This window comes from uncultured Clostridium sp., assembly GCF_947072515.1.
Lineage (GTDB): Bacteria > Bacillota > Clostridia > Clostridiales > Clostridiaceae > Clostridium.
In genome coordinates this window covers 1-13,399 of sequence record NZ_CAMTIG010000025.1, presented here as the reverse complement: position 1 = coordinate 13,399, position 13,399 = coordinate 1, and the positions used below count along the sequence as shown (strand labels likewise).

Sequence of the window (13,399 nt, the reverse complement as noted above, 5' to 3'; positions counted from 1 at the left end):
TTCCTCCTAAGTTTATATAATAAAAAGATGCTCTCCCTTCACATAGGATTAGCATCTTTTTAAGTTTTTCATTCAATATATTTTGCTGTCTCTTTTAAGACTTAATATTTCACTATTTTCCTACATCTAAACCATAAAATTAACGATGCAGATACAAAAATAACATACATCACGCCAAGCATTATAACTTTATTACCTAAATTTAAAGATATAACAATCATTCCAATACTCTCAAGCATTGTATTTATAAAGTTAATCATTGACGATGATGCTCCTATATGGTCATCTTGCTGTGCAAGTGCTATATTTACTCCTATTGGGTAAAGCATATTTCCAAAGAAAAGTGCAAATATCATGCAAACTAAGAATAAATATTTTGATTTCCATCCAATTCCTATTAATAAAAGTCCACATATAATAAGAATTATTAAGCATACTTTTATTATAGTTTTTACTCTTATCATTTTTGAAAGTCTGATATAAATAAGTGGCCCTAATACTAAAAATATTCCTCCTATTGCAAAGAAATATCCATATGCTTCTTCTGATACTCCAAATCCATTTATATATATGTAAGATGATATTGTTACATAAGCTAAAAGAGGTAGTAGTGTTAATGCAAAAGTTATTACTACTAATAAAAACTTCTTGTTTTCACTTACAGTTTTAAGAGTAGAAAATACCTCTATAAAGTTTCCTTCACTACGCTCTTTATGTGTTTCCTTAAAAAATAAAGTACCTATAATTGCTATTATACTTACTAAAGTTAATATAATAAAAATTCCGTGCCATGATGTATACTTTAAAATAAAAGCTCCTATAATTGGAGATATAATTGGCGAAGTCATCGATATTGATTGTACAATCGCTAACTTAGAACCCAGTTCCTCACCTTTATAAATATCCTTTAATATTGCAGTTGCTACTGCTACTGCTGCTGCACTTCCTATTGCTTGAATTATTCTAAAGAATATAAGCATATAAATATTAAAGGAAAATGCACAAAATACACTAGCTACAGCATATAAAATCATACCAACTAAAAGGATAGGCTTTCTTCCATGTCTATCACTAAGTGGTCCCCATATAAGCATTCCTATTGCATAAAATATAAAAAATAACGTTATAGTTAAGTTTAAAACAATAGGTGTTGTATTAAATAATTTCGTCATATCAGGAAGTGCTGGTAAATAAAGATCCGTTGACATTGGTATAAATGCACTTAAAAATCCAATAAATATTACAAGCGATAATCCTTCCCTTTTACTTTTTTCATTTGTTAAATTCATCCAAAGCTCCTCTCATTTTTCTTTTTATCTTTTTATCCTTATTCTATTTTAGTGATATCTTTCGGCCTCGTAAAGTAATTTATTTTAAACTTTTATCCCTTTCACTTTACCTTTAGATAATATATTTAACTATTATGTAACATACCACTCAATATTTCTTCCTCTTCTTTTCAAATCTAATTATTATTTTCAAAATTACAGCACATCTGTTAAATATAAACTTTATTATCAATATTTATATTTAGCTCAACAAATTAATATTCTACCACTTTAAATGTAAAACCTATTTGTTATTATTCTGGTGATTTAAGTGTAAAAATCACTCTCATTTCAATAAAATAATCTATCTATAATTTTAATGTTTTACTAAGGTTTTTCTAAGTAACTAATAAAAATCTGCATTATTGCGCTTTAATTATTTCTATTTTATACTCATATCAAATAAAGGTTTCGAGGAGAATAACTATGAATACATTAGACGCAATTATTAAAAGAAAAGGGGTTCGTAATTTCACAGATGAACAACTATCAAAAGATAAATTAAAGACTCTTATACATGCTGCAAATACTGCTGCTATAAGTGGTGGTGGTAGACCAGATTCTGATTCTGCTAGACAGATAACTGTAGTTCAAAATTTAGATGTTCTTAATTCTATAAATGCTACTATAGAAAAATCTATTGGACTACCAAATGCACTTTACAATGCTAAAACACTTATAATTGTTTCAGCACCTAAAAATCAATATGGAGCTGAACAACTTGATTGTGCTTTAGCTGTACAAAATATAGCTTTAGCTGCAACAGATATGAGTTTAAACTCAATTATAATGACAGCACCTCTTTATGCTATAAACATGAATGAGGATTTAAAAAACAACTTAAATCTGCCTGAAGGATTTACGCCGTATCTTTGTATATGTGTTGGATATACTAATGATACAAGCATAAAAACTAGAGAGTATATAGATACAAATGTTAATTACATATAGATAATTAAGTTATCTATATAGATTATATAAATATTATTTTAAAAGGAGGTATTATTATGCCATTAATCACAGTTGAAATTGGAAAAATCTCAAAAGAGCAAAAAGCTGCACTTGTTAAAGAGTTAGTAACTAAAGCAGGTGAAATATGTAATATTCCAGAAGAAGCATTTCTAACAATTATCAAAGAAAATGACTACGATAATATTGGAAATGGTACTAAATTATTTTCTGAAGTTATAAAAGATAGAAAATAATTTTAGCTTATTTTATAAAGTTAAAAAGTTAAGCAAATAAAATTCACTTTTATTTGCTTAACTTTTTTATTTAGTAATATATTATTGTATTCTTCCCCATAAAGATAGCTCTTCCATAACATTTGATAGTTTTTTCCCATTATCAGTTAATGAATACTCAACTCTTAATGGAACTTCATTATATTGTTTACGGCTAATAACATTATCCCTCTCAAGTTCTTTCAAGCACTGTGAAAGCATCATATCTGTTATTCCACTTATATTTTTCTTAAGTTCTCCATAACGAACATCTTCATTCTGCAATAATATCCATATTATAAATATCTTCCACTTTCCCCCTATGATGCTCATGGATTTTTTTATAGGGCAATATTCATATTCTTTTACTAATACTAGCTCTCTTGAGTTTTTCATATTCTCACCTCTTTTTAGTTTTGATTCTAGATTTCTAATTAATATCTCTGTTATTAACTTGTGGATAATTTTTAATGATTACACTAAGTGACTACTTTTTCAGTAGTCACTTTATAAATAGCTATGCATGATACTACTTTAAATGTATTATCACATATAACTTCTTAGGTAACTTTCCCATGATACTACCAAAAAAGTAGTATCATAAATAAACATACTACATCTCAATTCTATTTGTATATAATAAATATATTTTTTCTATTGTTAGCTACTAATATTGGTTTTTCATTTTCTACAATCCAATCTATTATTTTATCTAGATCTGATTTTGAGTATTTAACTATTAGTTCACTATTAACTTAATTCTCTCCTTAAAATATAAAATCCCCTTAAGATACAAACTAAACTAGAGTATCTTAAGAGGAGTTATTTTAACAAGCTCTTATAATTTTACTAATTAATAATCTACTACCTTCTTTGTATAAAATTCTTTTAATTTATTCATAATACAAAAAACTCTTTGCTCAGGGTTCTTTATAGAAGCCCTAAAAAACATTTTCTTTTAAAATAAATATAATTTTTTTATTTAACTAATTTACTTCTCTCTTATTATTTATTTCTAATTTTGCTTCATTTAAATCTATTCTTGCCTCATACCCATGTTTTTCTAGCATATGCAATAAATTTGCCCCATTTAGTAATGTTATCGGCTTATCATTTGCAAACTCATATGAATCTGCTCCATAATTTGAAGTTGTAACTAATATTCCTTTAGATGCACCTTCATTTAAAACTGTTCCATATAAATCTCTTACTGCTGATACTCCAACAACATTAGTATATCTTTTAGCTTGAATTACATATTTTCCTCCTTTAATGGGATCTGGGTCAAACATAACAGCATCTACTCCACCATCTCTACTCGATTGAGTTATCCTTACCTCAGATCCATTTTGTGAAAACTCTTTTTCAAATAATTCTCTAATTAAATGCTCAAAGTCTTCCCAATGCATTTGTGCTAAATTAATCCCTCTAATTTTTTCTCCAATTTCTCTTGATTCTATAAACCTTCTATCTTCATTATTAATATTTGCTATTGGTGCAACTGGTATTAATTCCACTAACTTAGCTCCTGCTATACCTTTAAAACTTTTAAAACACTGTTTTGGATCAACTTCTGATAAATTTAATTGTGAAAATTTTTCCTTAGTAGATTGTAATGACAAAATACATTTTGTTTCCTCTTTTCCATTACTCCTATTTATATCTGTCAAATATCCATTAAAAACTATTGATTCAACATTATTTAATTCATCAATAGCATAAATATCATTAGTAACTCTTAACGATAACTGATATATTCCATTTTCATATATTTTATTTATCTCTGAATCTCTTATGTAAGTTTCACTATATTCTTTTCTTGTTTGAATATACTTAACCTGTTTAATTTTATTTATCTCATCTTTCTTTGGAAGAGTGTGTTCTATAACTACCATTTTGTTTTCTTTATTATATTGAAAATCCCAATCTAATCCATAATAAGCTGGATATTCTCTATTAGATAACATTTCATTAAAGAAAATTTCAACACCTTCCTTTTCACCTTTTACATACTTTTCTTCTAAAATTTTCATTTCATTATTGAACTCTTTTTGTTCAGTTTCAAACTTTAATTTTCTTTTATCCCATTCTTCTTGTTTTTTTCTATTTATCTCATTATATTTTTCACATTGTTTATTCCATTCTTCCAAATCAGATTCTAATTTAATTCTCATCTCTTCTTCTTTTTTCATCTTTCTAGAAGAAAAAATTATATCTACTATTGAAGATTTAATTTTATAATTCTCTTCATCAGGTTTTAATGGGATTTTTTCAACTTCTAATCTCTCTTCAAATACTGAATTATCTTTTAATTTTTCCCAGTCAAATTTTTTCTTTTTTATATTTATATTATTTAACAAACTTACAAATTCTTTTCTTTCATTTTCTGCTTCTTCTGTTAACTCACTTGCATATTGAATAGCTTCTTCTTTTTCTAAAATTCTTCTTTGCTTTTCTATCATTTTTTGATACTTAATTTCTTCTCTTTCTCTTCTTGCCATTTCAGCATTTGCTCTTTTATTTGCCCTCTCAATTTCTCTAGCCATTCCCATAAGACCATACCCTCTTCTTGCCATAAATACCTCCATATCTCATTTTCATTATTTTACCATATAATTATATATCACTCTTAACTCTTTATCTATATATTTCATTTAATTCAAAATCTAAATATCATAATATATCATCTTTACCAATACCCAAGGCTATAAAGTTTATCTTTACTAATGGTTCTTTGCGAAAGAATTTACTCCCATCTATATTACTTTAAATATAGTATGATCTATAATTAAAAAAATAAATTCCCCATGCTACTACTAAAAAAGTAGTAGCATAAATAGATTACATTAACTTTTTATACTCCTGTATTTATACATTATATACTTGCTATTAGCTTGTGGATAACTTTTAATAATATAATAAGTGATTACCAAAAAAGTAATCACTTAAATAAATATATACTAACTGATTACTTTTAAAATTTTATAAATTATCTCTCACACTAGCAATTTTCTTCATTCAGACTATTTTTTATAACTTTAAAAACTCTTCTTAAATAATTACTCATATACAATAAAAATTTCTTCTTTTTCATTCTCTAATAATATAGGCTTATCATTTTCAACAATCCACTCTATTATCTTATCTATTACCGTTCTAGAATATTTAATTATACTTTCACTTTTCCCATGGTACTCTATATGTATAATTTTTTTCTCTTTGCTTATCACTTTTATCCGTTTTAAAATCTCAATTATTGCCTCGGTATTTACTTCACCTTTATCCGTATATATTCCAAGCTCTACTGCAATTTGAAATACATCTAAGAATATTTCCTCCTTTAGCTTAATTTTAAAATCTAATCCTACACTATTATATAAAGATTCCAAAATCTCAAGTTCGTCATTATTTTTATTATTTCTAATTTCTTTAATTAATTTAAATGTTTCATTTACAACTTTTATTTTTTCTAAATTTGAAATTTCTTTATTATCATCTTTCACTTCTATCAGACTAAATTTATCATCCAATTTCTTTTCCAACTGATATATCTCATTCACATTTTTATAATTTTCACTTTTATAATAACCCTTTTCTCTAATACTAGGTAACACTTCACTTCTAATCCACTTTTTAAATGCTATCGCAAGTTTCTTTTGGGAATATTGTAAAAAACCATATACTCCAATTTCAGTAAATATAATAAGTTTTGATACTCTTTTTAATTTAATAAAATTATTTTCTCCAACTTTCCCCTTAAAAACTTTAAGTTCCTCTCCCTTTAATATAAAGAATTCCTCCCCCTCTTCAAAATCTTCTTTCTTTATACAATCTTGTATACTTTTAGCTTCATCTGCATAATCTAAAGCACTTGCAACTTCAAAAGGTAAAAAACATATTTTATCTCTCCATAAAAATACAGATATATTTTTCCCTTTAAAATTATTTCTCAAAATATCATTCATATTTAACCTCCTTTAAACTTCAAGAAATAAAAAAGCCTTCTAAGATATTTAGTACTAACCCAAATTATCTTAAAAAGCTTTATTTTAATATCTATTACATAAATACTATAGACTATTTATCAAAACCTCTTAGTATAAAAAACTTATAAACTGTACATAATACAGTAGAAGTCTTTGATTTTAGAATTCTTTAGATAATTAAGGTATCTATTGAATTTACAGGTGTTGGTCGCACCTATAAATCATGGACTTTTTTACTTTGCTATTAGTATGTTCTATATCTTATAATTTATGTAATCTATTTTATTTTCTAAAAATCATACTCCTTATTTACCCTACAGCTTTCATGTCATATACTAATAAACTGATAAAAAAAATAATAGCCTCAATTTATTATTAAAGGCTATTATTTTTATAAATTAAATATTCAATCTATTTTACTTTAATTTTCTTATTTTATATTCACTGCTTGTCTACTCTTAGAGTTCTTTATGTAAGAATTTTCTCTTACTTATTATAATTTAACTATTTATATATTTCTCATACATATTCAATATATTAACATTTTTATTATGCTGTCTATATTTGTACTCTAATAAATCAGATTTATCCGACTCATGGGTAGACATTATTACTTGAGAATCAGTAAATGAATCTACTAATAAATCTGTAAAAGAAAATGCACTTATATCATCAATTGACTGGAGTGGATCATCTATTAATATTAAGTCTAACCCATCCTCAAAATCAACTGTGCTTCTTACTGATAACATAATTGACAGTGCCACTCCATTTAATTGTCCCATACTTAAATAATTAAAAATATCCTCTTCTTTACCATCAGTTTGAAAAACAACTTGATTCTCCTTTATATTTACATTTATCCCTAATCCCATAGGATAGTTTTGTATTATTTTACCTGAAATTATATACAATGGTATCTTTATGTTTTCCACTAAATTTGTTTGATATGTTTTAAAAGCAGCATCATATTTCTTTCTATATTCCCTAACTGTAACTTCTGCTAATTCATTTTCCTTCTTTATTTTTTCATATTCAATAGTTTTATCCTGAAGTTTCCTTTTTTCCATTGATATCTGTCTAGAATATCCTGTAGAATATTTGTCAGCAATAAATGCTATTTTATTATTTATATCAGATTCATTATGATTAATTTTACCTTTATAATACTTATTGATTAAATTTTCATAATCCTTAAATTCCTTATCAGATAATCTTTCGCCTAATCTATTAATTTCCTTTCCAATATTTAATTTAAACAAAGTATACTCACTATCAAACTTTTCACTTACATAATCTTTTTTATTAATAAAATTGAACTCAACCATTATTTCTTTTTCTTCTATATATTTAGATGTATCAATATTAATTAAATTTTCTATCTCTAAATATACAAGATATTGTTTATTATTTAAAAGCCTAGTTTCTTCATTTATCAATTTAACCTCATCAAAATATTTATCAATCTTCTCTTTGATTAAATCCAAGTCTTTTTCTACCAATGTATTATTTTCTTTTAACACTTTTTCTGTCATATTAAATAACTTTTCCAATTCCATATATGTACTTCCGCACAAAGGGCATGTATTTTTATCTAGATTATTATTTTTAACATTTTTATTAAAAAGCTCTATTAGTTTTTTTCTATTAGTAATAAAATCAGTTCTCTCCCTCTGATTACTCCTTAAATCTGCTACTAATTCATTATATTTTCTTATAGATAATTCTATTTGAATTATCTTTTCCTTTGGAATACTAGCCAACTTTCCGATTGCCACTGCATCACTATATTTTCTTTCTTTTAACATGTTATCTATATTTTTTATATTACTTAAAATATCTACCTTTGATTTAATATTTTTAATAATATTATCATAATATATAGCTCTCAAATTATTATCAACTAAATTTTCAACTTTTTCTAAGTGTACTATCCTCTTAGTATTTTTATATTTATTTTCATTTCTAATAACGTTTATAATTTTATTTAATGGTTCAATCTGCATATCGTACTCTATATTATAATTTAGCTTCTCTAAATCAAATTCATATTCCATATCTTGAAAAAGTCTTTTATATCCAACTTCCTTAGGTAAATTAGATACATTCTTCTCTTTATCCACTAAAAGATTTAAACTAATAGTTAAGTTATTTATTTCATCTTCATATATCTTTTTAGTTTCTTCTACTTTAATTTTAACTCCTCTCTCAAAACTCTTTATAAACTCACTTTTTTCTTTAATATTATTGCTATCTAATATTCCTGAAATTATACTCTTTCTATCTCCATATTTTTTTTCGAGAAACTCTAAAGATTCTTTTTGTGAAATATACATACCAATATCAAAAATATTCTTATTAAACTTTAATAACTCCCACAATTTATTTTCATCATATTCTTCTTCGTTAACCTTTATAATAGATGTACATCCATCATTACACTTAATCGTTCTTTCAACAATTAAAATATTTCCTTTTTTATTAACCAGTTTTGCAGTAATTTTAATATCCTTCAAAGAATCATTAGCTAAAATTGATTTAGATAGATTTCCTCTATTTAAAAGTGTTGAATTAAAACTCTTAATATCTCCTGTTAATAATAATTCTATAGCTTCAAATGTAGTTGTTTTACCATATCCATTTGGACCATTTAGAAGTACTAAATTAGCTTTTTGAAAGTTAATCTCCACTCCTAATTCATCACTATATTCTATAAACTTAAAGTTATTAATCCATATTTTTTCAACTCTATATCCCATATTATTCCTCTCTAAAACTTAATAAATAAGAATTTACAGCCTCATCTAAATTCATAGCCATCAATTTATCAAGTCCTTCTTCATTTAATTTATATATATTACTTTTTATAGAATCCGTCCTTATCTTTTCTAATTGTTTTAGTAATTCATTTTCAAAACTTATTCCACTTTTATATCCTAAATCCACCTTTATAAACGTAAATTTTATTAAAATTCTAAGCATGAATTTTAATGCCATGGAATCCTTATTTTTTTTATTGATTATCCCATTATTGCTCTCAATTCTAACTAATTTATTAAAGCTAGTTTCTCTATTCTTTTTAACCCAATCTTCGAATGCATTTACTTCATTATCATTATAATAAAAAACACACTTTTTACAAAAATATTCATTTTCTTCTATTTCAATTATTTCCTTATTCATCTCTGCTTCTATATTAGGTATCTTTAAAATAATTATTGCATAAATAAATTGTGGTTTAATCTTTCTTAAGATTTCATTTTCATTGCAGCATGTCTCTATATATGTCATAATTTCTTCTGTATTTATCTTATTATAATCAAACTCAAATATACAAAAATGATTCTTTATTCTATTTTTTAAAATTGTAAACTCCTCATTATAAACAATCGATTCAGAATCTTGCATGCCACTTATTAAACTTCCATTGTACTTCTTTATAATTTCTAAAATTCTGTTCATAAATTATTTTTCTTCCCTTCATTAAAATATGTAATTAAATCTTCATTATTAACTATTGTTATATTTTGAGAAAAAGTTATTTTCTTATTTTTTACATTTATATTATCTAATATCTCTTTCATACCTATTTCTTTTTCTATAACTATCTTCCCATTATTCATAAGATACTCTCCATCTGTATTAGTAAACTTATCACCCTCTGTTTGCAATACTCTACATCCAATATTTCCTGATAAAATAAAATCTCCTTCAAGATCTTTATATATTTCATTTTGATTAATTTTAATTAAAGCTTTAGATGCCCTTAAATTTGTATTGCTAATTTGTATTATAGTAGGAATAATTTTCAATTCTCTATCAAAATGAATAAAAAATATTAAATCTTTTTCTTCATTTATACTATTATAATCAACTACCTTATAAACTGAACATATATTATCTGTATATATATGCTCAGTAAATATGCTTTCTAATGGCTCTTCTTTACTAGCCATTGGATTAATATAACTGATATATTTATCTAATGATACAGCCTTTGTTAATTCATAATTTCTAGATACTCCACACTTTTCGTCACAATCTCCCTCACACTCGTCACAGGCTTCTACAGTATCACTCTTTATTTTTTTATTTATGTATTTATATATACACTCTTTAATTTCTAATCTCTTTATTTCATCCCTACATATACTAATATTTTTAATATAATCAATCATTTCACTAAACAATATATTATAATTACTTTTCTTTCCCTCATTATGATACTTTGATATTTTTTTATCAATAAAATCACAAAGAATAAAGTAAATATCTTCCTTTGAAGTAGTTATATTTATACTCTTAAGTAACTTTTCTAATTCCATCTTAATATATTCAATCACATCCAATATAGACACAATCTTATCTCTATACATATATAATTCAATTTCATTCTTATACTTATTGTCATCAATATCCCAGTCCGTTATATTTTCTGCTGATATCAATATACATTTAGCATTTTGATTGTTATTAAAATCTCTATCTTCTAGTAACTTTTCCAATGCTCCCTCATAACCACCTATAGTTTTTTTAGATAAACAAGCCTTTACTTGATATAGTGAATCTACTATACCATCTCTTATAAATACAAAGTCTTGCTTTTTTTCTAATTCTACACTCCAGTTATTAAAACTAGTTTCGCCATCAAAACTTAATTTATTTATCATTTGCAATGTCAATAGTAACATCATTTTTCCTTGATAGTTATATCCACTCCACGATGGTATTGCATCATTATTACTTTCCTTTTTAAATAATCCATACTCTTTATATATCTCATACCATGTTCTTATGGTTCTATATGTCGGCTTTCCTTCTTTTATCATTCTACTAATGTCTTCATCTTTTTCCAGTGCTAAAACTATTTTATTTTTAAACTCTACTGGGTAACTCATTCTAATTCTCCCATCTTATTTAATTCTTTCCTTATCCAATATTATACCTTAATACCCATTTTAATACTAATTATCTTGTATTTAGACATAAATTAAATACTTATTAAATCATCTGAATATTAAAACTTTATCGTCTACAATCATAAATCTTATTATTAATAATGTTTATCGCTTCCACCTACACTTTATTATCTATCTAATTTGATTAATGGAATATAGCAATTACATAAATATGTATACCTATTTGATTCTTTCTAAGCTACTCATCATTTATATCTATAGCTAAAAAACCATATCACTTACTTGTGATATGGTTCTCCGTAACTCTTTTAAGTGAGGTTTCTTTATAAAGCTATCACTTACTTAGTTCTAATTTCTTCATGATTCTATTTTTATTTAGCTGTAAAAATGTTTCTAATAATCACTTCTGTTTCTAGGCAAATTTTCTATTGCATTAACAAGATCTTCAATATTGCATTCATCTTTAAGAAGATAATTTAAAATCTTTTTGGTAGTACTATCTCCTTCATTTGAATTTATAGGATTAAACTTTGCACAAATTATAAAATTGTATTTTGTTAAATATCTTATGCGTATTTTTGCATTCATATCAAAATCAACACATTCACCATTAATAACCCCTGCTCCATCATCATACTCACTACGAGTTATTGGATGATTATTATATATTGCATATTCTTCATTTGCATAGCCATAATAGTCCATTTGCAATTTTATATTTTCTTCAGAATTTTCATAAACTCCCACAGGATTCTCAGGCTTTAATTCAACATAAATAAAACTACGATAATAATCACTACTTCTATAAACATATATTTTATCAACTGCACATTCCTTACACTCAATTATACACTTTTCTGTATTGATAACTTCAAATTTATTTATATCAAGACAACTTGTTCCTCTAAACCACCAAATAGGATTTGTCATCCCCTTTTTATTAAGTGGCTCCTTTAAAAGTATTTTTAAGCGATTTATAATTTCTTCAGGATTAGTAAACCACTTTCCTCCCCTAATTCCTGGGAATGCCTTCCCCATTCTGTAATCAAAAAATGGAGTTGAGTATGAAAACTGATCAATATCAGTACTTTCTTGAATTTCTTCTGTGTTTTTAACTAATACAGTATTTTCTTTATCTTTATCTTTATTTAAGTTATTATTATTATTCCCAAATGCAATATCACTTAACATACTCACATTATTACCATCTAACGAAACTATACTACCTAACTGTGGTTTATTTATGAGTGGTTGTCCAGTAATATATCTATATAACTTCTCAAATTCTCCATTTTGATATAATTTATAATGTGTATATGGTTGTAGCGCTGTTGGAATCGGCTGATTATCTGCAAAAAGTATAGGTAACACTTTTGAATTATATCCTTCGTTGTACAATATCTGCTGTATATACTTCCCCTCAAATTTTGCTCCAAGCCCAACGCCTATTTTTTCTTCATTTTCAAACCTTTTTTTATAATTTTCTGTACAAACACATAATATGTAATCTGACTTCAATATATTCTCTAACATATATTGTGGCCATCCTTGTGCAGGATTTGTAGTATATTGGTCTATTTCAGTTTGAACTCCATATTCTATTAATGTATCTGAAAGACTTTTAACTTTCTCCTCTAATTTCTGTGAATCATGACTATAACTAATAAATACTCTAGGCATATTACCCCTCCAAATTACCAAAATTGTATACTTTTATCATTCTAATTCATTACATATTATACCATAAAAGGAATATTAATATATTGTGTAAATAAATACTAAGAACTTATTATTTTATTATCTTAATCTAAATCCTTATCAGTAAATATAACTTTTTTTAATTACTATAGCACTTATGATAAAGTATTTTTACTTAAAAATAGCCTTAGGCAAGTTATATCAATGCCTAAGGTTATAAACCTCATTTACTTATGGTACGGTTC

The 13,399-nt window shown here is 25.4% G+C and carries 10 protein-coding genes; 2 read left to right on the top strand and 8 right to left on the bottom strand.

Going from position 1 to position 13,399, the window contains the following annotated elements:
- Nucleotides 1–101: 101 nt before the first annotated feature.
- Entirely contained in the window at nt 102–1,289 is a 1,188-nt protein-coding gene (locus Q0W06_RS10560; protein ID WP_297634941.1) for a multidrug effflux MFS transporter, read from the bottom strand.
- A gap of 465 nt (nt 1,290–1,754) precedes the next feature.
- Here Q0W06_RS10560 and Q0W06_RS10555 point away from each other — a divergent pair, with 465 nt between their 5' ends.
- Both Q0W06_RS10555 and dmpI read left to right on the top strand, forming a co-directional pair.
- Nucleotides 1,755–2,279, top strand: a complete 525-nt coding sequence (locus tag Q0W06_RS10555) for a nitroreductase family protein (protein ID WP_297634938.1) — start codon at nt 1,755–1,757, stop codon at nt 2,277–2,279.
- A gap of 56 nt (nt 2,280–2,335) precedes the next feature.
- Nucleotides 2,336–2,533, top strand: a complete 198-nt coding sequence (gene dmpI, locus Q0W06_RS10550; protein WP_297634935.1) for a 4-oxalocrotonate tautomerase DmpI — start codon at nt 2,336–2,338, stop codon at nt 2,531–2,533.
- 81 nt (nt 2,534–2,614) lie between these two features.
- Here dmpI and Q0W06_RS10545 read toward each other — a convergent pair whose 3' ends face one another.
- The 7 genes from Q0W06_RS10545 to Q0W06_RS10515 all read right to left on the bottom strand — a co-directional run bounded on the left by Q0W06_RS10545 (nt 2,615) and on the right by Q0W06_RS10515 (nt 13,136).
- Nucleotides 2,615–2,947 carry a helix-turn-helix domain-containing protein gene (locus Q0W06_RS10545; protein ID WP_297634932.1) on the bottom strand — a complete coding sequence of 111 codons (333 nt, stop codon included), beginning with the start codon at nt 2,945–2,947 and terminating at the stop codon, nt 2,615–2,617.
- Nucleotides 2,948–3,537: 590 nt separating this feature from the next.
- The gene (locus Q0W06_RS10540; protein WP_297634929.1) at nt 3,538–5,127 is read right to left on the bottom strand and encodes a restriction endonuclease; all 1,590 of its coding nucleotides are present in this window, start codon (nt 5,125–5,127) and stop codon (nt 3,538–3,540) included.
- A 483-nt stretch (nt 5,128–5,610) separates the two neighbouring features.
- A complete protein-coding gene (locus Q0W06_RS10535; RefSeq protein WP_297634926.1) occupies nt 5,611–6,516 on the bottom strand; it encodes a BRO family protein in 906 nt (301 codons plus the stop codon).
- 521 nt (nt 6,517–7,037) lie between these two features.
- Complete coding sequence (locus Q0W06_RS10530) at nt 7,038–9,296, bottom strand: hypothetical protein (protein WP_297634923.1); 2,259 nt, start codon at nt 9,294–9,296, stop codon at nt 7,038–7,040.
- Nucleotide 9,297: 1 nt separating this feature from the next.
- Nucleotides 9,298–9,999: an ABC-three component system middle component 1 gene (locus tag Q0W06_RS10525; RefSeq protein WP_297634920.1), complete on the bottom strand. Its 702-nt coding sequence runs from the start codon at nt 9,997–9,999 to the stop codon at nt 9,298–9,300.
- Nucleotides 9,996–11,435, bottom strand: a complete 1,440-nt coding sequence (locus Q0W06_RS10520; RefSeq protein WP_297634917.1) for an ABC-three component system protein — start codon at nt 11,433–11,435, stop codon at nt 9,996–9,998. The genes Q0W06_RS10525 and Q0W06_RS10520 overlap by 4 nt, the downstream gene beginning before the upstream one ends.
- A 414-nt stretch (nt 11,436–11,849) precedes the next feature.
- The gene (locus Q0W06_RS10515; protein WP_297634914.1) at nt 11,850–13,136 is read right to left on the bottom strand and encodes a toll/interleukin-1 receptor domain-containing protein; all 1,287 of its coding nucleotides are present in this window, start codon (nt 13,134–13,136) and stop codon (nt 11,850–11,852) included.
- Nucleotides 13,137–13,399: the final 263 nt, after the last annotated feature.

What these genes read in the sequence shown, in the direction of transcription:
- Q0W06_RS10560 (WP_297634941.1), bottom strand. Translation starts at nt 1,289, where the DNA reads ATGAATTTAACAAATGAAAAAAGTAAAAGGGAAGGATTATCGCTTGTA.
- Q0W06_RS10555 (WP_297634938.1), top strand. Translation starts at nt 1,755, where the DNA reads ATGAATACATTAGACGCAATTATTAAAAGAAAAGGGGTTCGTAATTTC.
- dmpI (WP_297634935.1), top strand. Translation starts at nt 2,336, where the DNA reads ATGCCATTAATCACAGTTGAAATTGGAAAAATCTCAAAAGAGCAAAAA.
- Q0W06_RS10545 (WP_297634932.1), bottom strand. Translation starts at nt 2,947, where the DNA reads ATGAAAAACTCAAGAGAGCTAGTATTAGTAAAAGAATATGAATATTGC.
- Q0W06_RS10540 (WP_297634929.1), bottom strand. Translation starts at nt 5,127, where the DNA reads ATGGCAAGAAGAGGGTATGGTCTTATGGGAATGGCTAGAGAAATTGAG.
- Q0W06_RS10535 (WP_297634926.1), bottom strand. Translation starts at nt 6,516, where the DNA reads ATGAATGATATTTTGAGAAATAATTTTAAAGGGAAAAATATATCTGTA.
- Q0W06_RS10530 (WP_297634923.1), bottom strand. Translation starts at nt 9,296, where the DNA reads ATGGGATATAGAGTTGAAAAAATATGGATTAATAACTTTAAGTTTATA.
- Q0W06_RS10525 (WP_297634920.1), bottom strand. Translation starts at nt 9,999, where the DNA reads ATGAACAGAATTTTAGAAATTATAAAGAAGTACAATGGAAGTTTAATA.
- Q0W06_RS10520 (WP_297634917.1), bottom strand. Translation starts at nt 11,435, where the DNA reads ATGAGTTACCCAGTAGAGTTTAAAAATAAAATAGTTTTAGCACTGGAA.
- Q0W06_RS10515 (WP_297634914.1), bottom strand. Translation starts at nt 13,136, where the DNA reads ATGCCTAGAGTATTTATTAGTTATAGTCATGATTCACAGAAATTAGAG.